Raw genomic sequence first — 25382 nt, forward strand, 5'->3', positions numbered from 1 at the left:
CACGTCCGCGCGCGGCACGCCGCCAGCGTAGTCAGTGCGGCCACACGGTCGCTCGTCCGCTCACGCGGGACGCTCGAGCGGTGTGTCGGGGTCGCCCGAATTGCGCAGCGCGACAATCTGTCCCGGCACCCAGTAGATCCGGCCGGACTCGAACTCCTGGTAGACGCCGTCGTCGTGGGTGATCTCGTCCGAGGCGGGCCAGCCGAGCTCGCCGTTCTCGGATCCGGCCGCCGACCATCGTGCGCCGATCGCACCGTGGACGCGATACGCGGGGTGCCCGGCGCGGCGGTAGACGGTGCCGCCCTGGAAGGTCTGCGCGAGACCGGGACCGGTGCCGCGCGGGTCGGGCAGTTCGGCGTGCTCGGCGATCGGGTAGCCCAGTGGTCCTGCCTCCCAACCCAGTTCGGCGTACTTTGTCATGATCGCCGCCGGGATCGCGTGGGCGTCGGTGGCCGGGTGCCAGTAGACGTACCCGTGCTCGAACTCGGCGAAGCGGCCGAGGCCGTCGGGAGTGGCGAGTTCGCCGTCGGTGCGCCGGGTGCCGAGCCAGGGCGATGCCGCCGCCCTGTCATCGATGGCGTTCGGTGCCGTGCCGGCGAAGGCGGCGACATAGCCCGCGAAAACGTCCCAGGGAAAGTTCGGGCCCACGTCGGTGTGCGTGCCGATGCCGAGGGCTCGGGTCACGTACTGGTGATCGGCGATGCCGTCGCCCACGTGGTAGTCCGGGGCGATGACCGCCGTCGAATAGCCGTGCCGGTGTGCACTGCGGACGGCGAGGTAGGCCGCGATCCGCAGGTCGTCGTCGATGGACAGCCAGTTCGCCCGCGACCACGCGACCCGGCTGCCCGCGAAACACAGGTTCACCGTGAACGGATTGGCCGACAGCACCGACCAGGAAGCCAGCTCCTCCGGCACGACCCGCACCACGATCGCGTCCCGCAGGGTGTAGTGGTAGGAGACGCCGTTGGCGGGGTTGTTGAGGTAGGCCGCCAGCGATTCGGCGGTGCCGTTTCCCTCCTGGGTGTGCAGGAGGAAGTTGGTGATCCGCGCCCCGTCGCGCGGAGAGTGCGACGGCCCGAGCCGGTCGATCTCGGTGAACTGCGGCACCGGCACCGAGCGATCCAGGTTCCACTGCCCGAAGTCGGGCGCCAGGATGTCGTCGACGTCGACGTGGGTGCCGTCGATGATCGGGCCGGGATTGCTCGGGGTGTCGATGATCCGCTGGTACAGCACGGCTCTGGGCTCGCGCTCGGCCCCCGACCAGGCGCGGGTCTGCCACACCCAGCTGAATTCGCCGCGACGGCCGACCACATTGTCCTCGATCGCCCACGCGCACACCCGCGAATGCCCGTAGATGCCGGTCCATTCCGTGCCGAGCACCGCGTTGACGCCGCGGAAGAACTCGACGGCCGTCTGGTTCCACTGCGCGAGCGAGATGTCCTCGTCGACGGCGAAGAAGATCGGCGCCTGCCGCGGCCCGCCGACGCTCAGATGGGTGGCCAGCGCCTGCTCGGCCATCCGCCTGCCGCCGTCGAATCCCGTCGTCCAGTCCGAGGGGGTGGCATTGCCGGGTTTGCCGTACTGCCAGATGGATACGACGTCCAGGCCCGCCGCGGCGAGTGCGCGTGCGTACTCGGCGGTGATCGGTTTGGCGCCGAAATTCGCACCCGGCCTGCTCGGTGCGACATAGGCGAGGACCGCCGAGTGCCCCGCTGCCACGATCGCGGCGGGATCGATGAGACGGGCGGCGAAATCGACAGCTGTCGACATGGTTGACCCCCTGCATGACTTCAGAACTGTTGGCATGACTCACGCTGGTGCCCGAGAATCGGCACCGGGTGACCGAGGATCTCACCCAGCACCCATTCTAATCGAAAGACTCGGCACCGCATCAAGATTGATAGACGATCAGTCTGACAGTCTGGACTTACGCAGTTTCACTCCGATCGGGATGTTCGTCCTGCTGTGGCTATCGGGCGCAGTGGGTCAATCGGCCGCGTGATCGGCGGCGCGCCCGGCGACGTAGTCCTTGGCCCAGCGGTAGTCCGGCTTGCCGCTGGGCGAGCGCGAGATGCTGTCGACCACCCAGATCCGTTTGGGCACCTTGTACCCCGCGAGATGATCGCGGACATGCGCACGGAGTACGTCGAAGTCGACCGACCGGCCCGGACCCGCGCAGATCACGGCGGCGACCTGCTGACCCCACCGCTCGTGCGGAACCCCGACGACCACCGCGTCGTAGACAGCGTCGTGAGATTTCACGACCGCCTCGACCTCCTCGGGGAACACCTTCTCGCCGCCGGTGTTGATCACCATGTTGCCCCGGCCGATCAGCGTGATCGAGCCGTCCGACTCCGCGCGGGCCCGGTCGTCGGTCACCACGATGCGCGCACCGTCCACCGTCTTGAACAGCCGCGCCGTGCGTTCCGGGTCCTTGTAGTAGCCGAGGGGAACCGCGCCGGTCTTGGCCAGCCAGCCTTCCTCGCCGGGCGCGACGACCCGCCCGTCCGCATCGACGACGACCGCGCCGCGACCGGTCTGGACCCGGGGTCCCCGGGCGGGATTGTCGTCTTTCTGCGCGAAACCGATACCGCCGAAACCGGTTTCGGAGGACCCGATCGAGTCCGAGACCATCGTCGACGGAAACTTCTCCAGCAGCGCGTTCTTCACCGGTTGTGACAGCAGCGCCGCGCCGGAGGCGATGACCAGCAGCGAGGAGGCATCCACCGGTTCGGCGTCGAAGGCGTCGATGAGCGGTCGGGCCATGGCGTCGCCGGTGATCACCATGACGTGCGGCTGCTGGGCGGCGACGGCACGCCACACCAGGGCCGGGTCGAAACGCGGCTCGAACATCACCGCGTTGCCCGACCACAGTGCGGTGAAGGTGGGCATCATCGCCGCCGCGTGGATCAGCGGCGGCAACACGAACCAGATACTCGGCACCGCCTGCGCACCGGTCTCGGACTGCTGGAATTCGTCGCGCACCGGTTCCCCGGAGTAGAAGTCGACACCGCCGCCCAGGACCCGCCACATATCCTCTTGGCGCCACATGACGCCCTTGGGCATGCCGGTGGTGCCGCCGGTGTACATCATGAACAGGTCGTCGCCGGTGCGCTGGACCGCGGGCCGGAACGGCTTGCCTGCGGCAGGCAACGACTCGTACGGGATCGCGTCGGAGGCGGGCGTGCCGCCGAGATCGTCGTCGACGCAGATCGACCGCCGCACCGTCGGGGTGAGTGCGAGCGCCGCGCCGACGGCATCGGCGTAGGTGGCGTGATACACCAGCACGTCGAGGTCGGCATTGTCGTAGACGTAGGCCAGTTCGGCCGGCCCGTACCGGTAGTTGATATTGATCGGGACTGCGGCCAATTTGAAGCAGGCGATCAACGTCTCCATGGTCTCGATGCTGTTGTGCATCTGGAAGCCGACGTGGGTGCCGCGCCGGACACCGGTCTCGGCGAGCTGGTCGGCCAGCCGGTTGGCCCGGATGTCGAGCTCGCGGTAGGTCGTTCGGCGATCGCCCTGGATCAGCGCCACCCGGTCGGGCATGGCGTCGACGGAGTGCTCGAACAGGTCGGCGAAGTTGTTGGCCATGTCAGTCCATCTCTCGGCGACCGCTCACACGACGGTGAGCGGCAAGGGCTTCCCGCGATCGGTGAAGGCGAAGCCGGCGCCGGTACTGAACCGGGTCACGGCCACCTCGGACGCTTCGCGGAAGGGTTCGTCGGCCAGGTCGATCGCGACGGTCCAGCCGTGCTCGTCCGCCGCGCTCGCCCGGGCGACGAAGCGGGGGTTCACCCCGCGGACCAGTGCGTTCAGCGGGCGCAGGTCGTCGGGTGTCAGCAGGGCGGGCCATGCGCCGTCGTCCAGGGCGCCGCTCACCCGCGGAAAGCGCAGGCGCACACCCGAGCACGCGACCGAGATGTCGATTCCCGTGTAGCGCACCGGGTTCAGCGCGGGGTGGACGCGCAGGACCGTGGCGAGCGCAGCCGGACCGTCTCCGAGCGCCAGGCAGCGCCTGATCCGTTCCGAGGTGAGTCCGGCGATCCCGGCGAACTGCTTGCGCCCGATGCCGAGGGCGGTCGCGGCATCGGCGCGTTCCCGGATCGCGACCAGGAAGCCGAGGGTCAGCAGATGCTGCTGCAGGCAGATCTCATCGGCCATCCGTCGCAGCGCGGACTGCGAGAAATCGGTGAAGCGCAGATCGCTCAGCAGCGGGCCGGTGTAGTCGGCCAGCCCTTCGTCGGCCGGGTCGATCTCGGCCAGTTCCAGGTTCGCCGCAACGGAATTCGCCAGGATCGCGGCATTGCGGGGGACGGCGGGCGGGACGTGACCGGGGTCGATGACGACCGTCCACGCACACACGGGCGTGCGGTCGGCGGGCTTGCGAGGGGGCCGGTGCACGGGCCGCACCTGGGCGTGCGGGTTGGTGGCCAGTGCCGTCGCGTCGAAGGTGGGGTCTTCGATGTCGTGACACATCGCCACCACGAAGTCCTCGCCCATCGGCTCGACATCGGCCAGCGCACCACAGTGGTCGAGCCAGAACTCGCCGTGGTCGTGGTCGTCGACCCGGAAGCGGAAGTCCATGAACTGCGGGGGCGCACCGATATCGAGTTGCAGCCCTTTGAAGATCGTCTCGACGCCGTCCCCGGTGATGCCGAGTGCGCGCCGCATCCGGCGCGTGTAGACGGGACTGGCCAGCTGCCATTCCTCGATGGCGACCGCGGTCATCCCCTCCCGGCCGAAGGCGGCGATGGTGTGCGCCATGCCGGATCGGTCGATGAGGTGACCGCTCAGCAGCAACTCCGGGACCAGCGCCGCCAGCTGGTCCCGGGACAGATCGGCGTACCCGCTCACCGATGTCACCACAGAGACGCGGGCGATTCGCCGACGCGGTACCAACCGGGGAGCGGATCACCCGACACCGAGCGCTCGATGCGCTTCTGCATGCCGGGAGACAGCGCCTGGTCGGTGATCATGTCGAGGAAAAGTGCGGAGACATTGCCGAAATCGAAGAAGTCGCGCTGCCACGACCATTGGAAGTCGCCGCCGTAGCGGAACCAGCTACCGCCGATGCCCGCGGGGGAGTAGTGGCGGCCGTCAGGACGTTGGCCCTCGTTGACCTGCTTCCAGAACCCGATGACGGTCCCGCTGCGATCGTCGACGACGAACTCCTGGTACGGATAGGTCCAGCCCTCGAGGCCCGCCATCTCCTGGCCGAGCGCGAGATCACGGATCTCCTCGCGCCCGACCGCCATGAACTCCTGCTTGGGGCCGTAGTTCCACCCGTAGGTCGCGTCCGCCGTGTACATCTCGGCGAGGGGCTTCCAGTCGCCCTTCTCCTCACATCGCTGGTTCTCCACCACCCAGCGCCGAACCATCTCGTCGAGTTCGGCCCGCTCGAAACCTGCCATCAGTCTGTGCCTTTCGATGTGGAGTCGGCATCGCCACCGTCGGCGATCGACAGAGCTTGCGTGGGACACCAGCGGATCGCGGCCGTGACGGCATCGCGTTCGGCCGGGCCCGGGCTGGGATCGGTGATCTGGACCGTGCCGCGCTTGGGCACCGTGAAGACCGCGGGCGCCTCGTCCTGGCACACCCCGTGCCCCTGGCACAGGTCCGCGTCGACCACGATTCTCATGACGAGCTCCCTTCCTCCGTCGGCAGCGGACGCAACGGCGCCTCTGGCTGCACTTCGACGAGCACCATGTGCGCGCCACGCGGCACCGAGACCACGGTCGCGACCGCGTCGGCCAGATGCTCAGGGCGCAGCATGTACGGGTGGCGGGCGAAACCCCAGTCCTTCCAGTCCTGCAGCAGCGGCCCGACGACCTCGGGTGTCGAGTCCATCCCCATGCCGGTCAGGGTCGGGCCGGGGCGCACCAGCGAGGCCCGGATCCCCGAGCCCTCGAGCTCCATCCGCAACTGCCCGACCATGGCTTCCAGACCGTTCTTCGCCGCGCTGTAGGCGCCGCTGCGCGGGCGCGGGTTGTCGGCGCAGTCGGAGCTGATCACCACGAGATCACCGCGCCTGCGCGCCGTCATCCCGGGCAGGACCCGGTGGATCAGCCGCTGCGCGCCGACCAGATGGACCTGCACCTGGTGCAGGAATCGTTCCGGATCCATCTCGCCGACGAGCGCGAATTCGATGTCGCCCGCGCCGGATACGAGGATCTCGGTGGCACCGAGCGCCTCTTCGGCGGCGGTCACGAAGGCGTCGACGGACGCCGCGTCGGTGACGTCGAGATGGTGGGCGAAGGCCGCGCCGCCACCCGCGCGGATCTTGGCGGCGAGGTCTTCGCACCGCTGCACCCGGCGCGCGCCCAGCGCCACCGGATGGCCGAGTTCGGCCAGGGCCACCGCCGTGGCGGCGCCGATGCCGGAGGACGCGCCCGCTACCAGCGCGGGCCTGCGTTCGGGGTTCGGTTCGAATCGGGGCACTAGCGGACCTCTACTGTGATGGGGAGTTTGGCGAAACCACGGACATTGGTCGAATGCACGCGCACGATCCCGCCGGGGTCGACGGCGAAACTCGCGACCCGGTCGGCGAATTCGCCGAGCACGACGCTCGCCTCGAGGCGGGCCAGGTGCGCGCCGAGGCAGAAGTGCACGCCCGCACCGAAACTCGCGAGCGTGCCACCGTCGTTGCGATCGATCCGGTAGCTGTCGCCGTCGGTGAACGCCGCCGGATCCCGGTTGGCCGAGCCGATCAGCAACAGCACCTTCGCCCCGGCCGGGATCGTCCCACCGTGGTAGTCGAGCGCGACCGCCGCGGTGCGGGCGACGATCTGGCTCGAGGTGTCATAGCGCAGCGTCTCCTCGACCCAGTCGGCGACCAGCTCGGGGTCGGCGGCGACCTTGGCGTATTCCGCGGGGTCGGCGGCCGCCCAGTACAGGGCATTGCCGAGAAGCTTGGTGGTGGTCTCGTTTCCGGCGACGACCATCAGGAACATGAAACCGATGATCTCGTCGTCGGTGAGGGTGTCGTCGTCGATCTCGGCCTCGAGCAACGCCGAGGTGAGGTCGTCCCGGGGCTGCGCCCGGCGCCGGGCGACCATGTCGGCGTAGTAACCGAACAGGCGGATCGAGGCGTCGATCGCGTCGGCGGGCACGTCGAGAACGCCCTCTTCGCGGTGCACCACCAGGTCAGCCAGCCTGCGGATCTCGCCGCGATCCGACTCGGGGACGCCCATGAGCTCGGAGATGACGTCCATCGGCAGCTTGCCCGCGACCTCGTCGATCCAGTCGAAACTGCCACGCGCGAGGGCGGGCTCGAGATGCTCCAGCGTGATCTGCCGGATCCGGTCCTCCATCTCGGCCACGCGTCTCGGCGTGAATCCCTTGTAGACGAGCCTGCGCATGCGCATATGCCGTGGATCGTCCATTGCCAGAAACGACATCACCCGATGCGCGTGCGGTCCCCACGCCGCCGGGTCAAGGGAAACACCATTGGCGCTGGAGAGCCGATTGCTGTCCCGAAAAGCCGCGATCACATCGGAATGGCGGGAGAGCGCCCAGAAATCGAGATCCGGATTGTGGTAAAGCGGCGCCTCGGTGCGCAGCCGGTGGTAAGTCGGATACGGATCCTCGTGGAATCGATAGTCGTACGGGTCGAAATGCACGGGCTCCACAGCGGCGCTGGTCATCGCGAACACCCCGGTTCCGATCGGACGTCCCCGACAACATCGGGACTGATCGGACCCGAGGGAGACACGTAGCTGGACATGTGTCTGGACGGTACCACCGACATGCGCACGACACAACGGTTTCGGGGAGGGCCGACTCGAGAGGGCGGGTCGGGGGCGGATCGTCGAGCGCCGTGAAAAGTGCTGGTACTGAACATATTCACGCTTACTGGACGAGGCCGGGGTTGGCCGACGACGTCCGGTCCGGGAGTTGGTCAGCAATCTGGAATGGTGTCTAGAATGTGGTCTAGATCATATGGTACGGTCACCGGCATGGCACGCGTAGACGGCGAAGTCGCACCGGCCGGCGGTGGTGCGGCGGGATTCGGTGGCCTGGATGTGCCGGAGCCGGAACAGGGCAGTGCCGCGCAGATTGTCCGGCGGAATTTCTCCGTCACCGTCCTTTCCAGCGTGGCCACTCTCGGCCGTGCGCTGCGAATCGGCGCCGGCGCCGTTTACATCGGTACCGCGGATGCGATGCGGTGGCGTTTCCAGGTCCACGAAACACTCGCGCAGGCATGGTTTCTGATCAGGGTCACGGCGGTGCCGAGTATTTTGATGGCCATTCCGTTCGGTGTCATCGTTTCCGCGCAGGTCGGCAATATCGTGTCCGAACTCGGCGCCGATTCGATGATCGGCGCGGCGGGCGGGCTCGGTGTCATCAAACAGGGTGCGCCGATGGCCACCGCGATGCTGCTCGGCGGCGCGGGCGCCGCCGCCATCGCGGCCGATCTGGGCGCGCGGACCATCCGGGAGGAGGTCGACGCGCTCCGGGTGATGGGGGTCGACCCGGTGCAACGCCTGGTCGTGCCGCGCATCGCGGCGATGATGCTCGTCGCCCCGCTGCTCAATATCCTGATCATCTTCATCGGCGTCGCTTCCGGTTTCGTGGTCGCGGTCTCGGCACTGAACGTCACGCCGGGCAGTTACTGGCAATCGTTCGGGTCCTTCACCACGCCGGTCGACCTGTGGGTCTCGCTGATCAAAGCGCTGATCTTCGGTTTCCTGGTCGTGGTCATCGCCTGTCAGCGGGGGCTGGAGGCCACCGGTGGGCCGCGCGGTGTCGCCGACGGTGTCAATGCCGCCGTCGTGATGTCCATCGCCGCGGCCGTCGTCCTCAACACCGTGATCACGCAGGTGGTCACCCTGTTCTTCCCGGTGCGGATGGCGTGATGACCGCGGCTCCCTACTTTCCCGTCGGCCTGCGCTGGGTCGGTCGGCTGCGGCGTGCCCGGATCCGGCCGCTCGGCCCGATCGAATCCATCGGGTTCGTGCTCGGATTCGGTTGGCAGGTCTTGTCATCGGTGCCGTACACGCTGATGCGTTACCGCCGTCAGACGCTCACGATGGTGACGGACATGACCTGGGGCCGCGGCTCGGTGATCATCGGCGGCGGTGTGGTGCCGCTGATGCTGTTGCTCGGCGCCGCCATGGGCGCCTCCATCGGCATCGAGGCCTTCAGCGCGCTGAACCTCCTGTCGCTCGGTCAGCTCAGCGGACTGATCTCCGCCTTCGGCGTGACGCGGGAGCTCGCGCCGATCGCGGCCGGGATCGGATTCGCGGCACAGGCCGGGTGCCGGATGACCGCCGAGATCGGGTCCATGCGCATCTCCGAGGAGATCGACGCACTCGAATCCCTCGGCATCCGGTCGGTGCCGTTCGTCGTGACGACCCGGGTGATCGCCGGAATCATCGCCGTCGCACCGGCATTCGTCGTCGCCCTGATTCTGAGCTACGCCTCGTGCGCGCTGATCGTCACCACGATCCACGGCACGCCGACGGGGACCTACGACCACTACTTCGATCAGTTCGTGGTGGGCTGGGACGTGTTCGCCGCGACCGTGAAGGTGATGGTGTTCGCGGTGGCCGTCGTGCTGATCCACTGTTACCAGGGCTATTTCGCCACCGGCGGACCCGAGGGCGTCGGGATCGGCTCTGGGCGGGCCATTCGCGCCAGCCTGGTGTCGATCATCGCCCTCGACATGGTCGCCACCATCGTCCTGTGGGGATTCCAGTCTCCCGTCACGTTCACCGGGTGATGCCATGCCTGCCTATGCCCTGCCCGGAACAGAAGTCGGGCCACGTCGTGCCCGCCTGCTCGGCGCGAGCGCTGTCGTCCTCGCGCTGCTGGCTCTGCTCGCCTGGCGCGTCGCGCCCGACAGCCGCCCCGTCGACGAGATCCGGGTCGCGCTCCTGGTCGGCCAGATCGGTGCCGGGGTCGGAGCGGGGACCGATGTCCGGCTCGACGGTGTGCGGGTCGGATCGGTCGACGCGATCGACTTCGCCGGGCACGGCGCCCAGCGAATCGACCTGACACTGGACGGGTCTCAGCTGTTCGGGCTGACCGACACCGTGACCGTCGACTATGCGCCGGGCAATCTCTTCGGCATCAGCGCCGTCGAACTGCATTCCAGCGAAGGCGGCACCGCCTTGGCCGACGGATCGACCGTCGACCTGACCGACCGCGCCGCGGACCGGGTACGCGATGCCACGCTCTCGGCGCTGCTGACCGCGACCGGGCAACTCACCGACGAGGTGCTCACGCCGAAGCTCGCCGAACTGCTCGCCACGTTCTCCCGCGACCTGGCCGCGTTCACCCCACTGCTGCAGGCTATCGGCGCGACCGCGCGCTCGTTCGCCGAAACCCAGCAGCTGGGACCGTCGCTGCTGTTCGAACAGTTCGGCTCGGCACTCACCGGCCTCCCACCGATGCTGACGGGCGGTCTGACGCTGCTGTACGCCGACTACACCAACGAGTATCTGAGTACACCCGAGCACCTCGAGAAATTCGGCCGGATGTTCTCCGGCATCCAATACCAGCTGCTGCCCACCGTGACCCAGCTGCTCAGCACCTCCCGGGAGCATTTCGGCGGATTGCTGCCCATGACGACACTCGTCCTCGACCAGCTGTCCGGGTCGGTCAGCACGCCCGAGCGCTCCGGCCGACAGCTCGCCGAACTCCTCGCCCGGCTCGGCACCGCCTTCCAGGACACCCCGCAGGGACCGGTGCTGCGCGCCGCGGTCGAACTCGACGCGGTACCAGGACTGGCCGCACCACTGGCCGCCACGCTCGGGCTGCCTCCCACGGCGGGTGGTCGCTGATGACGACACGATCGCTGCTGCTCCGGGTCGCCGTGGCGACAGCGCTGATGGGTCTCGTGCTGGTCGGCGTACTCCGGGTGATCGAGCGGCCCGTGGACGGCGAAACCGACACCTACACAGCGATGTTCACCGACGCGAACGGGCTGCGCCGCGGCGATGACGTACGCCTCTATGGCGTGCAGGTCGGCAAGGTGCGTGACGTCGAACTCGACGGTGCGCTGGCCCGCGTCCGTTTCACCGTGCTGCGGGACCGGGTGCTGTACACCGACGCCACCATCGCGATCCGCTACCAGAATCTCACCGGCTTCCGGTATCTGGAGATCCGGCAACCGGCGCGACCGGGCGGCCGCCGGGACCCGGGAGCGGTCTTCGGTACCGCCGAAACGGTGCCGGATTTCGACATCACCCGATTGTTCAAGGGGCTCCAGCCGGTCCTGGCGCAGCTGTCGCCGGAGGACCTCAACCGCTTCGCGACGAGCATTCTCGCCGTGATCCAGGGCGACGGTACGGGTTTGGGGCAGGCGCTGGGCGCCATCGACACGTTGAGCCGCTACGCGTCGGACCGGCAGGCTGTCCTGTCGACATTGGCCGCGAACCTCGCCCAGGTCGCCGATCATCTCGGCGGGAAGTCGGGCAACGCTATGAAGCTGCTGACGAATCTGACCAACCTGTTCATCACCATCACCGAGAAACTGCCCGGCCTGGTCGACTTCGCCGTCGGGATTCCGGTGGTGCTGCAACCCCTGCGGAGCATGCTCACCGTGCTCGGAGTCACCGGTGAACAGGACAGAGATCTCGATGCCGCGCTGAAGCGGGCCTTCCCGGACCCGCGCGACGCGGTCGCCGCGTTCGAGAGCCTGCCCGGCCTGATCCAGGCGATGGCACAGGCTGTTCCGCAGACCGGACCCGACCTCGTCTGCGCTCACGGCACTACCTCGGCGCCGGAACCACTGCAAGTGCTGATTGCCGGGCAGGGGGTCGTGCTGTGTCGCCGATAGCGTTGCGCAGGCACGGTTCCCGACGTACCGCCCGTGACCCACAGGCCGTCGATCTGCGCTGGGGGATCGCGGGACTGTGCGCGGCCGTGCTCCTGCTGATCGCGATCGGCGCGGTGTACGTCACCGGAACCTCGCCCGAGCGCACCTATTCCGCCGAGATGACCCAGGCGGGCTCGGTCCGTCCCGGCGACGACGTCCGCATCGCGGGAATACCCGTCGGCGAGGTGACCGCGCTGACCCTGCTGCCCGATCGGGTCCGGATGGATTTCACCGTCGCCGCCGAGGCGTTCCTCGGCGATCAGACCACCCTCGACATCAGGATGCTGACCTTCGTCGGCGGCTACTACGTCGCTGTCCTCCCGGCAGGCACGAAGCCGCTCGGTGCGGCCGTGATCCCGCAGGAGCGAGTCATCCTGCCCTACAACCTGACTCAGGCATTCCAGGACGCGGTGGAACCGGTGCGCCGGATCGACGGGAACATCCTGCGTCAAGACCTGGCCGCACTGTCCACCTCGATCGACAAGAGCCCCGATGCCGTGCGCGCCGCGGTGCGGGCGGCAGGGGACGTGGTCACCATCCTGGACGAGCAGAACGCCGACATCTCGCGCACCCTGGCCATCGCCGACGAGTACCTGACCGCACTCGACACGAACGCCGATGTGTTGGCCGAGCTGCTCATCACCCTGGGCACTCTGGAGCAGATCATCCAGACCAACAAGGTGCAGGTGGCCCAATCGCTGCGTGACCTGGCCGTGGTGCTGCAGGACGTGACGCCGCTCGGCCGGGCCTGGGATGCCTCGTTGAAGCAGCGCGCACAGCCGCTGGCCGACGCGATCCCCGCGCTCGAGCAGTTGGGCGGCCGCCTGGGGGAGTTGCTGGATTCCGTTCGCGCGCTGCAAGAGCGGTTGCTTGCGCTGCTGCCCGCCGACGGCGGGGTGACCGTCGACCAGTCCGGTGCGACCATCCAGGTCCCCGCCGTGTGCATTCCCCTACCGGGAGGTGGGTGTTGACGATGAAGTCGATCCTGGGATCGCGGGGATTCATGTCGGTCGCCGTGGTGCTCACGCTCGTGCTGGCGGGTGCGCTCGGTCTGCGGCTGAGCACGCCGAACCCGCCGATGCTCGGCTACTGCGCCGACATGCCCGACAGCATCGGGCTCTACGAGGGCAGCGCGGTCACCGTCATGGGCGTCCCGGTCGGCCGCGTCACCGGGATCCGCATCGCCGGAGCGGCGGCGCGTGTCGAATTCACGGTCAGGGCCGACCGCAAGCTGCCACCCGATGTCGGCGCGGTGACGGTCAGCGACACCGTGATCGCCGATCGGCGGCTCGCGCTCATCGGCGCCGAACCGGCGGGACCCGGCCGTCCGCCGGGGGAGTGCATCACCAAGACGCTGACACCCAAGAGCCTGTCGCAGACCTTCGACGCCATCGCCGGACTCGCCGATCAGCTCAACGGCTCGGGAGATCCGGCGCAGCGCACTGCTTTCGGCGCCGGGCTCGATGCCTTGGACCGCGCCACCGCGGGGTCGGGCGAGCAGATCAACGACATGATCGTCGCCCTGAGCCGGGCGCTGGCGGCGCCCGACGCGGCGATCGGGCACCTCGGCCGGTTGCTCGACGCGCTCGCCGAACTCGCCCACCGGGCGCGCGGCGGCTGGTCGCAGGTCGAGACCACGGTCACCGGGCTGCCGCAGACGTTCGACGACATCGTCACCATCGCGTTCCCGCCCATCATCCAGATCGTCGCCACCCTCGCCGACCTGCTACCCCAGCTCAACGACGTGATCATGATGTTCGGCTCGCCCGCCCTGCGCGCCCTGGATGCTGTCCCCGACCTGTCCCGCATGATCGCGGCAGGCGTCGCCTCACTGGCCGACGTGATCGCCATGACCCCGGTCCTCGCCACCGGATTCGCCGGTGCGATCGACCCGGGAAGCGGACAGCTGACCATCGGTTACGCGCCACCGAAACTCGCACTCGCCCAGCAGGATACGAGCCAGATCTGCGCGGCGGTCCAGGCCGTCATCGGTCAGCGATGCGAAGCCGCCGCCGACGGAACGACGACGATCCCGGCGCTGCCGGTACTGCTGGCGGCGGTGAGCACCCGATGACCCGACGTCTCCGGCACACCGCCGTCCACGGCCTGTTGGTGCTCGCGATGATGTTCGCGGGCACCGGATGCGGCTTCCAGCCCGCCGACCTGCCGATGCCCGGTTCCGGTGTCGGCCCGACCTATCACCTGCGGATCGAATTCGCCGATGTGCTCAACTTGCCGCAGGGCGCCAAGGTGATCGCGGCGGGCGTCCGGGTGGGCAGGCTGACCGAGGTCACCCTGGTCGACCCCGTCGCAGCCACCCCGGATCGGGCCGCACAGCCGGGGTACGTCGTGGCCGATGTCGAAATCCGGGAGTCGGTCCGCTTACCGGTGGGCACCACCGCCTTGCTGCGCCAGGAGACCCCACTCGGTGACGTGCACATCGCGCTGAGCGAACCCGCCGACGCGACCAGGGGCACCCTGCCCGCCGGCGCGACCATCCCGCTGTCGGACACCACCCAGGCGCCCCCGATCGAGGACATCCTGGCTGGGCTGTCGACCTTCCTCGGCAGCGGCGCGGTGAGCGATTTCCAGAGCATCGTCCGCACGGCGAACGGGCTCATGCCCGAGGATCCACGCGACACCGCGCGCATCGCAGGCATTCTCGGCGCCGACCTGACCGACCTGGGTACGCACCTGGGCTCGATCGACGCCCTGCTCGACGGGATGGAAGCCACGGTCGAGGAAGGAATGCAGCAGAACCTGCCGATGCTCGACGAACTCCTCACGCCCTACGGCGTCGACCACACCACCGACGCCGTGAACGCGCAGATCGGCGTCATCTTCGTCCTGACGGCGCTCGGTCCGGTCGCACCCAGCGCGCAATGGCTCGGGCCGCTGCTGTCCGGACTCGACGACACCACCCGTGCCGTGGTACCGATGCTGTTCGGCAGCAGTGTGTTCGACACAGGGTCGCCGTCGAACATGAAGACGCTCGTCGACCTGATCAACACCAAGCTCGTTCCGTTCGCGGCGCGTGGTCCGAAGGTGGACCTGGTGACCATCGGCATTGCGCCCGCACCGGGCCAGACCGCGAGCACACCGGAGGACCGCACCGCCCGCATCGTCGACACCCTGCGGATGATCGGAGCGGTGCGATGAATCTTCGTGCGGCGATATCACTCTCCGCGATCGCGGCGGTCCTGGTTCTCGGCGTCGGGTACATGTCGATCGGGGTGCTCGGCTTCGATCCACGACAGAGCTTCATCACCGCCGACATGCACCTGGACAACTCGGGTGGGCTCGGCCCGAACTCCCCGGTGCTGCTCGCCGGTGTCCGGGTGGGCCGGGTCGAGTCGGTGCGCACCCGATCGGCCGGTGTGCTTGTCCGCCTGCGGATCGACGGCAGACATCGCATCCCGATATCCAGCGATGTCCGGATCGAACAGCTGTCGGCACTCGGCGAGCCCTACATCGCCTTCGCACCGGAATCCGGTGCCGGGCCGTATCTGGCAGACGGACAGGTCGTGCCGACGAACCGGATTCGGCTGCCGATGACGATCACGGCCCTGTCCGCCAAGCTGGTCGCACTGCTCGACCAGATCCGGCCCGAGGCGATCGCGCACCTGGTGGACACCTTCGATCGCGCGTTCGCCGGCACCGAGACGGCGATGCAGACGCTGCAGCGGTCGTCGAACCTGCTGGCCGCCACCCTGCTCAGCCGCACCGAAACCATCCGCCGCCTGTTCGCCGACATGCAGGCACTCGGCGCCGACATGGACTGGCTCGGACCGTCCTTGGGCGCGGCGGGCCCGAAGTTCGGCGAGTTCGGCGTCACGCTGAGCGCCATCGTCGAATCGGGGTCGGTGCTCGTCGAAAGCCGCCCGCTGGACGACTACTTCACCGGCGACGGACTCGTCCCGTTCCTAGCCCGCTTGACGGATCTGATCAACGAGATCGGGCCGAGCATCGCCCCGCTGGGACAGCTCCTCGGACCGGTGGTGACCGACGCCGCGGCGCGGGCACCCGCCCTCGACATCAGCACCCTGATCGACCAAGCCCTGCAGAGCGTGGGCGCCGACGGCACCGTGCACTTCCGCATCGCCGTCAAGTAGCCCGACGAAGGACAGAACATGAGCACAGCGACCGCCGAAGCCACCACCACGACCGGCAACGGCGACCAACAGCCGCGCACGGTGTCGTTCCGGCTCTCGACCGTCCTGGTGGTCGTCACCATCGCGGTACTCGCGGCCGCGGCCGTCACGTTCGCGTCGCTCTACTTCGCGGCACGGTCGACGATCGCCGAGCGTGACGCCCGCGCGGCCGACACACGGCACGCGGAGCAGATCGCGACGGACTACGGCGTCGGCGCGTCGACCATCGACTACCGCGACGTCGCAGCCTGGTTCGCCCGGCTGCGGTCGGGTACCAGCCCGCAGCTGGCCGCGAAGTTCGAGGCCACCGCACCGCAACTCGAGCAGATTCTGCTGCCCTTGCAATGGACCTCGACCGCGACTCCGCTGTCGGCGACCGTCACCTCGGAATCCGGCGGAATCTACAAGGTCAACGCGTACTTCACGGTGGTCTCCACGAGCGCGCAGACCCCCGGTGGATCGGCGACCACCGTCACCTATTCGCTGACCATCGACCGCGCTGCGGGCTGGCAGATCACCGAGGTCGGCGGGCTGCAGAACACCCTGCCTGCGAAGTAGCCGGATCAGTAGGCGATGAAGAGGATCTCGTCGCGGGTGTAGTCGTGGTCGGGATGGTTCTCGGCGAGGTGTGCCTGGGTCTGCGTGACCAGGTCGTCTTCGTCGACGCCGGTGATCTGGGCTCCGCAGGGGCAGTTGAGGCGTGTCTTCATCGGTGTTCTCCTGTGTGATTCGGCGCGTCCGGCAATTTGCTGGACAGTAGTCCGGATTGTATTCCAGTTCCTGTGTTAGCGTGAGGCATGGGACCTGTAGACGAGATTTCCGCCGAGGCCGGTGCGCTGTTCGCCCTCGCCGAGCAGGTCACCGGATTCATGCCGGCCGACGAGGGGCGCGCGCTGTATGCGGCCGCCCGCGACTACGCGGGCACCGGAACCATCATGGAAATCGGCACCTACTGTGGCAAGTCGGCGATCTATCTGGGCGCCGCCGCGCGCGAAACCGGCGCCACGGTGTTCACCGTCGATCACCATCGCGGTTCCGAGGAGCATCAGCCCGGCTGGGAGTATCACGACACCACGCTGGTCGACCCGGAGACCGGCGTCTTCGACACCGTGACGGCCTTCCGGCGCACCATGATTCGCGCGGGCCTGACCGAGACCGTCATCGCGATCATCGGTTCCTCCTCGGCCGCCGCCCGCATCTGGCGGACACCGCTGCGCATGCTCTTCGTCGACGGCGGCCACACCGAGGAGGCGGCCCAGCGCGACTACGACAACTGGGTGCACTGGGTGGCCGGTGGTGGGCTGCTGGCCATCCACGACGTCTTCCCCGATCCGGCCGACGGTGGCCGCGCCCCGTTCAACATCTATCGCCGCGCCCTCGACAGCGGAAAGTTCCGCGAGCTCTCCGTGACCGGTTCCCTGCGAATCCTGCAGCGCACCGCCGCCTGCACCTGACCCGGGGTCAGTCGACGACGCCGTCGCGGAAGATGCCGTTGGCGGCGGAGGTTCGGCTGAGCGCGTCGGCCGCCAGCACGACGGCCGCCGCGGTCCAGGTGGTGCGCTCCTCCGGCCAGCGTTTGCCGTCGGTGAAGACCAGTCCGGTCCAATAGGAACCGTCGGGGTCGCGCAGATGCTGTACATCGGTGAAGAGTCTAGTGGCCGTGGCGGTTTCGCCGATCGCGTCGAGTGCGAGCACCAGTTCGCAGGTCTCCGCGCCGGTGACCCACGGTGCGTCGGACACGCACCGAATGCCGAGGTCGGCGACCACGAACTCGTCCCAGTGCCGAGCGATCCGCTCGTGGGCCGCCGTGCCGCGCACCGCGCCGCCCAGGATGGGGTAGTACCAGTCCATCGAGTAGCGGCTCTTGTCCAGGAACGCCTCCGGATGAAGGCGCAGAGCCCGGCCGAGCCTGCGGCGCGCCGCGACCCAGTCCGGACGCGGGTCGCCCATCCGTTCGGCCAGTGCCACCGCGCAGCCCAGACTGTGAAAGATGCTCGAGCATCCGGTCAGGAGCGCCTCCCCGGAGGTCCCCGATTCGTCGGCAGACCAATGGATCTCGCCGTGGGTTCCTAGTTGCAGGCTGAGCACGAAGTCGATACCGGCGCGGACGGTCGGCCAGAGCTCGGCGGCGAACCCGGTGTCGCCGGTGATCGTGAGCGCGTGCAGCACACCGGTCGCCAGGTAGGCGCAGAAGTTGGCGTCGGCATCGTGGTTCTCGATCACGCCGTTCCGCGTCTGCATCGGCCACGAGCCGTCGGAGCGCTGCGATTTCGCCGACCAGATATAGGCCTCGCGTGCTTCGTCCCACAATCCGGCCACGGTCAGCGCCATCGCGGACTCGATGTGATCCCACGGATCGGTGTGGCCACCGGTGAACCAGGGGAGCGCACCGTCGGGTTCCTGTGCGGCGGCGATGGTTTCGGCGGTGCGGCGGATGTCTCGTGCCGAGACGACGCCGGGAACGGCCGGTAGGTCAGCGGCCGTCACCGGACCGTCGGCTTCGTGAAGTAGAGGGCCACCGACTTGCCCACCAGCGGATTCAGCAGCCGCTCGGTCGTGCGGGTCAGCGCGGGCGCCGACATCATGTCCCACACCAGCAAGCGGTGATAGGCGCGGACCAGGGGGTTGTCGTCGTCGCGCACGCCCACCGCGCACTTGAGCCACCAGTACGGCGAGTGCAGCGCGTGCGCGAAATCCCGGTGGTCGTAGCGCAGACCGCGCGCGGTGATCTTGTCGCGGAGCTCGTCGGCGCGATAGATCCGGACATGGCCGCCCTCGTTGGCGTGATATTCGTCCGACAGCGCCCAGCAGATGCGTTCGGGCAGCCAGCGCGGCACCGTGACAGCCAGCGTGCCACCGGGTTTGAGCACTCGTGCCAGCTCGGCGACGGCCCGGTCGTCCTCGGGGACGTGCTCGAGGATCTCCGAGGCGATGACCACATCGAATTCGCCGTCACCGTAGGGCAGATCGAGGGCGTCGCCGCGCACCGTCTCGGCCTTCGCATACTCCGGTGCCTCACCCGCCGCGGCCATGGCCTCGAACATGACGTCAACGTCCGCCAGGTCGGCGGCGTTCTGGTCGAACGCCACGACGTCGGCGCCACGGCGGTAGGCCTGGAACGCGTGCCGTCCCGCGCCGCAGCCGACATCGATCACCCGCGTTCCCTGGCCGACGCGCAGGCGGTCGAAGTCGACGGTCAGCATGAGGTCTCCTGTCGGTGCGGGGAGTCGGGGGAGTGGTAGCGCTCGATCGCGTGCTCGTAGACGGCGACGGTCTGCGCGGCGACGGCCGCCCAGCTGAACAGGTCGAGGACACGGCCGCGGCCCGCCGCGCCCATCCGTTCCCGCCGGTCCGGGCTGTCGAGCAGTGCACCCAGGACCCGGGTCAGCGCGTCGACGTCGCCGGGTTCGATCAGTTCCGCGCAGTCGCCGACCACCTCGGGCAGCGCACCGGCCCGGCTGGCGACCAGCGGTGTTCCGCTCGCCATGGCCTCGACCGCAGGCAGCGAAAACCCTTCGTACATCGACGGAATACAGGCGATCTCGGCGGAGGCGAGCAGTTGCGCCAGCTGTTCGTCGCTGACGCCGCTGACAGGAGTGACGACATCGGCGAGGCCGAGTTCGGCGATCAGTTTCTCGGTCGGCCCGTTCGGTTCAAGCTTCGCGACCAGGCTGAGCTCGACCTCGTGCTGATGACGCAGCCGGGCAAGGGCGTTGAGTAGATGCGCGATGCCTTTGAGCGGCTTGTCGGCACTGGCGACCGCGACGATCCGCCCGCGTACCCGGGGCGTGTCGCGGGGCCGGAACAACGTGGTGTCCACGCCCAGGGGGACCGTGCGCAACTGACCGGGATCCACCCCGAAGTCCTCGGCGATATCCGCCGCGGACGAGGAGGACACGGTGATCAGGTCGGGAATCTGACGTGCCACCTGCTGCTGCATGCCGAGGAACCCGTACCAGCGCCGGACGAAAGGTCGCCGCCGCCACGGCGTCGCGGCCAGGTCCACCGCGCGGTCGCGGGTGATCGGGTGGTGGACCGTCGCGACGAGCGGTAGCAGGCGGGCGATGTCGAGCAGGCCGTAGCCGAGGCACTGGTTGTCGTGCACCACGTCGAAATCCTGTGCGCGCGTGGCCAAGAGCCGGGCACTGCGCAGGCTGAACGTGCGGGGCTCGGGGAAGCCTGCGGTCCACATGGTGGCCAGTTCGAGCAGGTCGATCCGGTCGCGGATCTCGCGGGGATGCGGCGTGCGGAAGGGATCGTCGTCCCGGTAGAGGTCCAGGCTCGGCACCTCGGTGAGCCGCACCCGGGGGTCGAGGTCCTCGGGATAGGGCTGACCGGAGAACACCTCGACCTGATGACCGAGCTCGACGAGCCCCTGACTCAGGTACCGGATGTAGACCCCTTGCCCGCCGCAGTGGGCTTTGGTCCGGTAGGACAGCAAGGCGATCCGCATCAGCGCGCCCCGGTTCCGTAGTCGACCTGCCAATGTTTGATGCCGTTGATCCAGCCCGACCGCAACCGCTGCGGCTCCGCCACCTGGGTCAGGTTCGGCATGGCCTCGGCGACGGCGTCGAAGATCAGGCCGATCTCGAGCCGGGCCAGATTCGCGCCGACACAGAAGTGCGCGCCGGTACCGCCGAAGCCCAGATGCGGATTGGGGTCGCGCAGGATGTCGAAGCGGAACGGCTGCTCGAAGGCGTCGTCGTCGAAATTGGCTGAGCTGTAGAACAATCCGACGCGGTCGCCCGCACGGATCCGCTGTCCACCGAGCTCGGCATCGGCGGTGGCGGTGCGCTGGAACACCGTCACCGGCGTCGCCCATCGCACGATCTCGTCGGCCGCGGTCACGGGACGCTGCTGTCGATAGAGCTCCCACTGCTCCGGATGGTCGACGAAGGCCTTCATGCCGTGGGTGATGGCATTGCGGGTGGTCTCGTTGCCCGCCACCGCGAGCAGGATGACGAAGAACCCGAATTCGTCCGAGCCCAGCGCCTCGCCGTCGAGATCGGCGTGCACGAGCCGGCTGACGATGTCGTCGCGCGGGTCGGTGCGGCGTTGCTCGGCCATGTTCCAGGCATAGCCGAGGATCTCCATCGCCGCGGTCGACGAGGACTCGGTGGTCGTGGCATCGCCGTACTCGGGGTCGTCGTAGTTGAGCATCTGGTTCGACCAGTCGAACAGCTTGCGCCGATCCTGCTGCGGGACACCGACGAGCTCGGCGATGGCCTGCAGCGGCAGCTCGCACGCCACCTGCTCGACGAAATCACCGCCGCCCGTCTTCGCGGCCGCGTGCACGATGGCGGCCGCCCGCTCGGCCAGTGCCGCGCGCAACCCCTCGACCGCGCGCGGCGTGAAACCCTTGGCGACGATGCGCCGGATCTTGGTGTGCTTGGGCGGGTCCATGTTCAGCAGCAGTGCGCCGGTCAGCTCGATCTGCTCGGGCGTCACCTCACCGGGCAACCGGATGACCGAGCCCTTGCGCTGTGAGGAGAACAGGTCAGGGTTGCGCGAGATCTCTTTGATGTCCTCGTGTTTGGTGACGACCCAGTAGCCGCCGTCACGGAAGCCGCCCGACTGCGCGTCGGTCTGCGGGTTCCACCACACCGGCGCGGTCCGGCGCAGTTCGGCGAATTCCTGGACGGGGTTGCGGGTTTCCCAGAGTGCCGGATCGGTGAAATCGAATCCGGCGGGTAGCGACGGCGCTGACACGTTTCCTCCTGGAGGCCGACGGCGGTGGTGACCCGGGGCGTTCAGCGGTGCCTGCGGCGGTAGCGGACGCGGCAGGGCTGTTGCAGCTGGACGACCATCTTGGAATGGTCGTTGCGGTAGGTGTCCGACGGCTGGGCCAGTTCGAACTCCCAGTCCCGCAGCAGGATCGAGAAGATCGCCTTGAGCTGCATGAGCGCGAACGGCGCCCCGACGCACCGGTGCCTGCCCGCGCCGAAGGGGATCCAGGTCCAGCGGTTGACGATGTCGTCCTGGCGCGGATCGAGATAGCGGCCGGGATCGAAGGCGTCCGGGTCGGGGAAGTCCGCCGGAATCCGGTTGGAGATCGCGGGCGTGGCGGCCACCATGTCACCCGGCGCGATCCGGTGCCCGCACACCTCGAACTCACCGCGCGCCAGGCGCATGAGCACGATCAACGGCGGATGTAGCCGCAGGGTCTCCTTGAGCGCGGCTTCCAGATACGGAATCTGACGCAGCGCATGATGACTGACCTCCGACCCGTCGGCGTACAGCTCGTCGAGTTCGGTGACGACATCGCGCAGCGTCTCGGGATGGCGCAGCAGCTCGATGATCGTCCAGGCCGCGGTGCCCGAGGTGGTGTGATGGCCGGCGAACATCATCGAGATGAAGATGCCGGTGATCTCGCTCGCCGGAAACCGCGGGGCACCGTCCTCGTCCGTGACCGACATCAGCACATCGAGCATGTCGCGCTCGGCCTTGCCCGTCGGCGGATCGGCCGCCCGCTGGTCCATGATCGCCTGCACCAGCTCGACCAGCGCCGCCCGAGCGGCATCGCGCCGGGCGAAACTCTCGATCGGCGCATACGGGTCCACATAGGCCAGCGCGTCCGTGCCCTGCTCGAGCTCGTGGTAGAGGTGCGCGAAACGCGCGTCCAGCTGGTTGCGGAACTTCACGCCGATCAGGCAGGCCGAGGAGGTGTAGATGGTCAGCTCCGCGAAGAACGCGAGCAGATCGATCTCACCCTCGTCGTCCCAGCCCGCGATCATCCGATCGACCTCGCGGGAGATCGTCCCCGCATGCCCGCGCATATGGTCCGCGCGCAGCGCCTGATTGTGCAGCATCTCCTTGCGGCGTTCGGGTGGCGCGTCGAAAACCACCCCCTCACCGAAGATGGGCTTCATGAACGGGTAGGCGGCACCCTGATCGAGGTCGTCGTCACCGGCCCGGAAGAAGAACTCGTTGGCCTCGGCCCCGGACAGCAGGACGACGGTGCGCCCGGCGAGCTCGAACGTCCCGACATCGCCACACTCGGCACGCACCCGCCGCATCAGCGCGATCGGATCGGTACGGAACTCGGCCAGATGCCCGTGCTCGTCTTCGCCTCCGGACACGCGCCGCGGTATGACCAGCGTCATTGGGGAATCCTTCCCGGAACACTGTCCAGATATGCAATGGACACGTGTCTGGACAGTACTACGGTTGATGCTGTCCGACAAGGCTCGGCGAAGCGGTGTGCGCTAGTCGCCGATGGCCGGCTCGGCCAGCATGCGGCGCGCGCAGACCTCGAGCAGGTCGGCCACTTCCGCGTACGACAGCAGGCCCATGCCGCCCTGGAGGAGTGCGCCGGAGTACAGAAGTTCCAGCGCCGCAAGCTGTTCCGGGTCCTTCGTACCCAGGGCATGCGCGAGTCGGTGGCGGATCTCCTTGCCGATGCGCAGCCGCAGGTGCTGGACGTCGGGATCGTCGCCGAGCAGGGCGCTGCTGACCGCGCCCGCCAGCGCGGGTTCGTCGGCCACCAGCATCGAGACCTGCCGCAGGACGGCGACCACCCGCGTGGTCGGGTCGGCGTCGCGGTCGTCCAGGGGTGGCATGGCGACCAGGCGGCGCCAGAAGACCTCGGAGATCAGGTGCTCTTTGGAGGAGAAGTACGTGTACGCGGTGGCGGTGCCGACGCCGGCCGCCGCGGCGACGAGCCGGATCGTGGTGCCCGAGTAGCCCTCCCTGGAGAGCACCTCGACCGCTGCCACGGTCAGGCGGTCCACGGTATCGGCCTGTTTCTCGGTCAAGCGTCGTCGAGTTGCTTCGATGCCGGTAGGCGCGATTTCGGACATGTGTCTGGATGCTACTACAGCCTGGTGTATGGACAAATTGCCGCGCCGACCCTTGCGTCTGTTCTAAACTCCGAACTATATTCCGTACACCTGTCCAGACATGTATCGGAGCCTTGCTATGAATGGCCTCGTCCCTGCCGAAGGCACGCCCCTGTTGATCGGCGGCAAGCTGATTCCGGGTGGCTCCGGCGTCTTCGCGACGATCAACCCGGCGACCGAGGAGGTGCTCGGTTACGCCGCCGACGCCTCGGCCGAGGACATGGACGCGGCCATCGGTGCGGCGCGCACCGCCTTCGACGAGACCGGTTGGTCGCGCGACCCCGCGTTCCGCGCCCACTGCCTGCGTCAATTGCGTGACGTCCTGGGCGAACACCTCGAGGAGCTGCGGGCGATCACCATCGCCGAGGTCGGCACCCCGATCATGCTCACCAGCGGACCGCAGCTGGAAGGCCCGATCGCCGATCTGGCCTACGCCGCCGATCTGGCCGAGAACTACACGTGGGAAACAGATCTCGGCACCAGGGACTTGATGGGTGTCGCCAGCCGCCGGGTGATCCGGCGCGAGGCCGTCGGTGTCGTCGGCGCCATCACGCCGTGGAACTTCCCGCACCAGATCAACCTGGCCAAGATCGGTCCCGCGCTCGCCGCGGGAAACACGGTGGTCCTCAAGCCCGCGCCGGATACGCCGTGGTGCGCAGCGGTTCTGGGCCCGCTCATCGCCGAACACACCGACATCCCCGCGGGCGTGATCAATATCGTCACCTCCGCCGATCACGGCATCGGCGCGCAGCTGGTCGACGATCCACGGGTCGACATGATCACCTTCACCGGATCGACCAGGACCGGCCGCTCGGTGATGGCGGGTGCCTCGGCCACCCTCAAGCGCACCTTCCTCGAACTCGGGGGCAAGTCGGCGGCGGTCGTGCTCGACGACGCCGATATCGCCGCGGCCGCGAGCTACACCGCGTTCACCGTCGCCGTCCACGCCGGCCAGGGCTGCGCCCTCACGACCCGGCTGCTGGTGCCGCGCGCCGCCTACGACGACGCGGTCGCCGCGGCGGCCGGGACGCTGTCCGGGCTGGCGGCCGGTGACCCGACGAACGCCGGAACCGTCTGTGGGCCGGTCATTTCCGCGCACCAGCGCGCGCGGGTGGAGCGCTATCTCGAGATCGCGAAGGCCGAGGGCGGGCAGATCGTGGTCGGCGGTGGCAGGCCGGCGAACCAGGAACGCGGCTTCTTCATCGAGCCGACGCTCATCAGCGGCCTCGGCAACACCGCGACCGTCGCGCAGGAAGAGATCTTCGGGCCGGTGCTCGTCGTGATTCCGCACGACGGCGACGAGGACGCCATCAGGTTGGCCAACGAATCGCCCTACGGTCTGTCGGGTTCGGTCTGGGGCACCGATCCGGATCGCGTGGAACGGGTGGTCGCGGGAGTGCGGACCGGGACGCTGAGCGTCAACGGCGGGCTCTGGTACCACGCCGACGCGCCGTTCGGCGGCTACAAGCAGTCCGGCATCGGCCGGGAGATGGGCGTCGCGGGCTTCGAGGAATACCTCGAGACCAAGCTCGTCGCCACTCCCGCCTGACACCGACACCATTCACAGGA

The 25382-nt window shown here is 68.4% G+C and carries 25 protein-coding genes; 11 read left to right on the top strand and 14 right to left on the bottom strand.

Translation table 11 applies throughout. The features are described 5' to 3' along the window. Window positions 1–60 precede the first annotated feature (60 nt). The 7 genes from ACFWF2_RS13440 to ACFWF2_RS13470 all read right to left on the bottom strand — a co-directional run bounded on the left by ACFWF2_RS13440 (window position 61) and on the right by ACFWF2_RS13470 (window position 7646). Window positions 61–1770 carry a glycoside hydrolase domain-containing protein gene (locus tag ACFWF2_RS13440; RefSeq protein ID WP_379307737.1) on the bottom strand — a complete coding sequence of 570 codons (1710 nt, stop codon included), beginning with the start codon at window positions 1768–1770 and terminating at the stop codon, window positions 61–63. A 216-nt stretch (window positions 1771–1986) separates the two neighbouring features. After that, window positions 1987–3594 (bottom strand): acyl-CoA synthetase, encoded by a 1608-nt coding sequence (locus ACFWF2_RS13445; protein WP_379307738.1) that lies wholly within the window; start codon window positions 3592–3594, stop codon window positions 1987–1989. 24 nt (window positions 3595–3618) lie between these two features. Beyond that, window positions 3619–4857: a hypothetical protein gene (locus ACFWF2_RS13450; protein WP_379307739.1), complete on the bottom strand. Its 1239-nt coding sequence runs from the start codon at window positions 4855–4857 to the stop codon at window positions 3619–3621. A gap of 5 nt (window positions 4858–4862) precedes the next feature. Beyond that, window positions 4863–5414, bottom strand: a complete 552-nt coding sequence (locus tag ACFWF2_RS13455; RefSeq protein WP_379307740.1) for a nuclear transport factor 2 family protein — start codon at window positions 5412–5414, stop codon at window positions 4863–4865. Next, window positions 5414–5641 carry a ferredoxin gene (locus ACFWF2_RS13460; protein ID WP_379307741.1) on the bottom strand — a complete coding sequence of 76 codons (228 nt, stop codon included), beginning with the start codon at window positions 5639–5641 and terminating at the stop codon, window positions 5414–5416. Before ACFWF2_RS13460 ends, ACFWF2_RS13455 begins: the two co-directional genes overlap by 1 nt. Beyond that, window positions 5638–6441, bottom strand: coding sequence for an SDR family oxidoreductase (locus ACFWF2_RS13465; protein WP_379307742.1), 804 nt, complete (start codon window positions 6439–6441; stop codon window positions 5638–5640). The genes ACFWF2_RS13460 and ACFWF2_RS13465 overlap by 4 nt, the downstream gene beginning before the upstream one ends. Beyond that, complete coding sequence (locus ACFWF2_RS13470) at window positions 6441–7646, bottom strand: cytochrome P450 (protein WP_379307743.1); 1206 nt, start codon at window positions 7644–7646, stop codon at window positions 6441–6443. Before ACFWF2_RS13470 ends, ACFWF2_RS13465 begins: the two co-directional genes overlap by 1 nt. Before the next feature lie 267 nt (window positions 7647–7913). Between ACFWF2_RS13470 and ACFWF2_RS13475 the strand changes: the two genes are divergently transcribed. The 9 genes from ACFWF2_RS13475 to ACFWF2_RS13515 are packed head-to-tail and all read left to right on the top strand — an operon-like array spanning window position 7914 to window position 16533. Continuing rightward, complete coding sequence (locus ACFWF2_RS13475) at window positions 7914–8858, top strand: ABC transporter permease (RefSeq protein WP_379307744.1); 945 nt, start codon at window positions 7914–7916, stop codon at window positions 8856–8858. Continuing rightward, window positions 8858–9724 (top strand): ABC transporter permease, encoded by an 867-nt coding sequence (locus ACFWF2_RS13480; protein ID WP_379307745.1) that lies wholly within the window; start codon window positions 8858–8860, stop codon window positions 9722–9724. The genes ACFWF2_RS13475 and ACFWF2_RS13480 overlap by 1 nt, the downstream gene beginning before the upstream one ends. Window positions 9725–9728: 4 nt before the next feature. Continuing rightward, a complete protein-coding gene (locus ACFWF2_RS13485; protein ID WP_379307746.1) occupies window positions 9729–10787 on the top strand; it encodes an MlaD family protein in 1059 nt (352 codons plus the stop codon). Next, window positions 10787–11785: an MlaD family protein gene (locus tag ACFWF2_RS13490; protein ID WP_379307747.1), complete on the top strand. Its 999-nt coding sequence runs from the start codon at window positions 10787–10789 to the stop codon at window positions 11783–11785. The genes ACFWF2_RS13485 and ACFWF2_RS13490 overlap by 1 nt, the downstream gene beginning before the upstream one ends. Then, entirely contained in the window at window positions 11773–12795 is a 1023-nt protein-coding gene (locus tag ACFWF2_RS13495) for an MlaD family protein (RefSeq protein WP_379307748.1), read from the top strand. The genes ACFWF2_RS13490 and ACFWF2_RS13495 overlap by 13 nt, the downstream gene beginning before the upstream one ends. Before the next feature lie 2 nt (window positions 12796–12797). Then, window positions 12798–13898: an MlaD family protein gene (locus ACFWF2_RS13500; RefSeq protein WP_379307749.1), complete on the top strand. Its 1101-nt coding sequence runs from the start codon at window positions 12798–12800 to the stop codon at window positions 13896–13898. After that, the gene (locus tag ACFWF2_RS13505) at window positions 13895–14983 is read left to right on the top strand and encodes an MlaD family protein (protein ID WP_379307750.1); all 1089 of its coding nucleotides are present in this window, start codon (window positions 13895–13897) and stop codon (window positions 14981–14983) included. The genes ACFWF2_RS13500 and ACFWF2_RS13505 overlap by 4 nt, the downstream gene beginning before the upstream one ends. Next, window positions 14980–15936 (top strand): MlaD family protein, encoded by a 957-nt coding sequence (locus tag ACFWF2_RS13510; protein ID WP_379307751.1) that lies wholly within the window; start codon window positions 14980–14982, stop codon window positions 15934–15936. Before ACFWF2_RS13505 ends, ACFWF2_RS13510 begins: the two co-directional genes overlap by 4 nt. 18 nt (window positions 15937–15954) lie before the next feature. Further along, window positions 15955–16533, top strand: a complete 579-nt coding sequence (locus tag ACFWF2_RS13515) for a hypothetical protein (RefSeq protein WP_379307752.1) — start codon at window positions 15955–15957, stop codon at window positions 16531–16533. Window positions 16534–16538: 5 nt separating this feature from the next. Here the strand turns inward: ACFWF2_RS13515 and ACFWF2_RS13520 are convergent, their stop codons facing one another. Next, window positions 16539–16685 (bottom strand): DUF1059 domain-containing protein, encoded by a 147-nt coding sequence (locus ACFWF2_RS13520; RefSeq protein WP_379307753.1) that lies wholly within the window; start codon window positions 16683–16685, stop codon window positions 16539–16541. A gap of 87 nt (window positions 16686–16772) precedes the next feature. On the opposite strand from ACFWF2_RS13520, the gene ACFWF2_RS13525 reads away from it, so the two are divergent. After that, complete coding sequence (locus tag ACFWF2_RS13525; protein ID WP_379307754.1) at window positions 16773–17429, top strand: class I SAM-dependent methyltransferase; 657 nt, start codon at window positions 16773–16775, stop codon at window positions 17427–17429. A 7-nt stretch (window positions 17430–17436) separates the two neighbouring features. Here the strand turns inward: ACFWF2_RS13525 and ACFWF2_RS13530 are convergent, their stop codons facing one another. The 6 genes from ACFWF2_RS13530 to ACFWF2_RS13555 all read right to left on the bottom strand — a co-directional run bounded on the left by ACFWF2_RS13530 (window position 17437) and on the right by ACFWF2_RS13555 (window position 23774). Continuing rightward, window positions 17437–18462, bottom strand: a complete 1026-nt coding sequence (locus ACFWF2_RS13530) for a prenyltransferase (RefSeq protein ID WP_379307755.1) — start codon at window positions 18460–18462, stop codon at window positions 17437–17439. Beyond that, window positions 18459–19178, bottom strand: coding sequence for a class I SAM-dependent methyltransferase (locus ACFWF2_RS13535; protein WP_379307756.1), 720 nt, complete (start codon window positions 19176–19178; stop codon window positions 18459–18461). The genes ACFWF2_RS13530 and ACFWF2_RS13535 overlap by 4 nt, the downstream gene beginning before the upstream one ends. After that, window positions 19172–20428 (bottom strand): glycosyltransferase family 4 protein, encoded by a 1257-nt coding sequence (locus tag ACFWF2_RS13540; RefSeq protein WP_379307757.1) that lies wholly within the window; start codon window positions 20426–20428, stop codon window positions 19172–19174. The genes ACFWF2_RS13535 and ACFWF2_RS13540 overlap by 7 nt, the downstream gene beginning before the upstream one ends. Then, window positions 20428–21684 (bottom strand): cytochrome P450, encoded by a 1257-nt coding sequence (locus ACFWF2_RS13545; protein ID WP_379307758.1) that lies wholly within the window; start codon window positions 21682–21684, stop codon window positions 20428–20430. The genes ACFWF2_RS13540 and ACFWF2_RS13545 overlap by 1 nt, the downstream gene beginning before the upstream one ends. 41 nt (window positions 21685–21725) lie before the next feature. Beyond that, the gene (locus ACFWF2_RS13550) at window positions 21726–23078 is read right to left on the bottom strand and encodes a cytochrome P450 (RefSeq protein WP_379307759.1); all 1353 of its coding nucleotides are present in this window, start codon (window positions 23076–23078) and stop codon (window positions 21726–21728) included. A 102-nt stretch (window positions 23079–23180) separates the two neighbouring features. After that, window positions 23181–23774, bottom strand: coding sequence for a TetR/AcrR family transcriptional regulator (locus ACFWF2_RS13555; protein ID WP_379307760.1), 594 nt, complete (start codon window positions 23772–23774; stop codon window positions 23181–23183). 118 nt (window positions 23775–23892) lie between these two features. Between ACFWF2_RS13555 and ACFWF2_RS13560 the strand changes: the two genes are divergently transcribed. After that, the gene (locus tag ACFWF2_RS13560; protein WP_379307761.1) at window positions 23893–25362 is read left to right on the top strand and encodes an aldehyde dehydrogenase; all 1470 of its coding nucleotides are present in this window, start codon (window positions 23893–23895) and stop codon (window positions 25360–25362) included. The last annotated feature ends 20 nt before the right edge of the window (window positions 25363–25382 follow it).

Origin of the sequence: Nocardia sp. NPDC060259 (assembly GCF_042728775.1) — a bacterium.
Taxonomy (GTDB): domain Bacteria; phylum Actinomycetota; class Actinomycetes; order Mycobacteriales; family Mycobacteriaceae; genus Nocardia.

Bases quoted from the DNA above. Each gene is read 5' to 3' on its own strand.
- ACFWF2_RS13440 (WP_379307737.1), bottom strand. From the start codon at position 1,770: ATGTCGACAGCTGTCGATTTCGCCGCCCGTCTCATCGATCCCGCCGCG.
- ACFWF2_RS13445 (WP_379307738.1), bottom strand. From the start codon at position 3,594: ATGGCCAACAACTTCGCCGACCTGTTCGAGCACTCCGTCGACGCCATG.
- ACFWF2_RS13455 (WP_379307740.1), bottom strand. From the start codon at position 5,414: ATGGCAGGTTTCGAGCGGGCCGAACTCGACGAGATGGTTCGGCGCTGG.
- ACFWF2_RS13460 (WP_379307741.1), bottom strand. From the start codon at position 5,641: ATGAGAATCGTGGTCGACGCGGACCTGTGCCAGGGGCACGGGGTGTGC.
- ACFWF2_RS13470 (WP_379307743.1), bottom strand. From the start codon at position 7,646: ATGACCAGCGCCGCTGTGGAGCCCGTGCATTTCGACCCGTACGACTAT.
- ACFWF2_RS13475 (WP_379307744.1), top strand. From the start codon at position 7,914: ATGGTGTCTAGAATGTGGTCTAGATCATATGGTACGGTCACCGGCATG.
- ACFWF2_RS13480 (WP_379307745.1), top strand. From the start codon at position 8,858: ATGACCGCGGCTCCCTACTTTCCCGTCGGCCTGCGCTGGGTCGGTCGG.
- ACFWF2_RS13485 (WP_379307746.1), top strand. From the start codon at position 9,729: ATGCCTGCCTATGCCCTGCCCGGAACAGAAGTCGGGCCACGTCGTGCC.
- ACFWF2_RS13490 (WP_379307747.1), top strand. From the start codon at position 10,787: ATGACGACACGATCGCTGCTGCTCCGGGTCGCCGTGGCGACAGCGCTG.
- ACFWF2_RS13500 (WP_379307749.1), top strand. From the start codon at position 12,798: ATGAAGTCGATCCTGGGATCGCGGGGATTCATGTCGGTCGCCGTGGTG.
- ACFWF2_RS13505 (WP_379307750.1), top strand. From the start codon at position 13,895: ATGACCCGACGTCTCCGGCACACCGCCGTCCACGGCCTGTTGGTGCTC.
- ACFWF2_RS13510 (WP_379307751.1), top strand. From the start codon at position 14,980: ATGAATCTTCGTGCGGCGATATCACTCTCCGCGATCGCGGCGGTCCTG.
- ACFWF2_RS13515 (WP_379307752.1), top strand. From the start codon at position 15,955: ATGAGCACAGCGACCGCCGAAGCCACCACCACGACCGGCAACGGCGAC.
- ACFWF2_RS13520 (WP_379307753.1), bottom strand. From the start codon at position 16,685: ATGAAGACACGCCTCAACTGCCCCTGCGGAGCCCAGATCACCGGCGTC.
- ACFWF2_RS13525 (WP_379307754.1), top strand. From the start codon at position 16,773: ATGGGACCTGTAGACGAGATTTCCGCCGAGGCCGGTGCGCTGTTCGCC.
- ACFWF2_RS13535 (WP_379307756.1), bottom strand. From the start codon at position 19,178: ATGCTGACCGTCGACTTCGACCGCCTGCGCGTCGGCCAGGGAACGCGG.
- ACFWF2_RS13540 (WP_379307757.1), bottom strand. From the start codon at position 20,428: ATGCGGATCGCCTTGCTGTCCTACCGGACCAAAGCCCACTGCGGCGGG.
- ACFWF2_RS13550 (WP_379307759.1), bottom strand. From the start codon at position 23,078: ATGACGCTGGTCATACCGCGGCGCGTGTCCGGAGGCGAAGACGAGCAC.
- ACFWF2_RS13555 (WP_379307760.1), bottom strand. From the start codon at position 23,774: ATGTCCGAAATCGCGCCTACCGGCATCGAAGCAACTCGACGACGCTTG.
- ACFWF2_RS13560 (WP_379307761.1), top strand. From the start codon at position 23,893: ATGAATGGCCTCGTCCCTGCCGAAGGCACGCCCCTGTTGATCGGCGGC.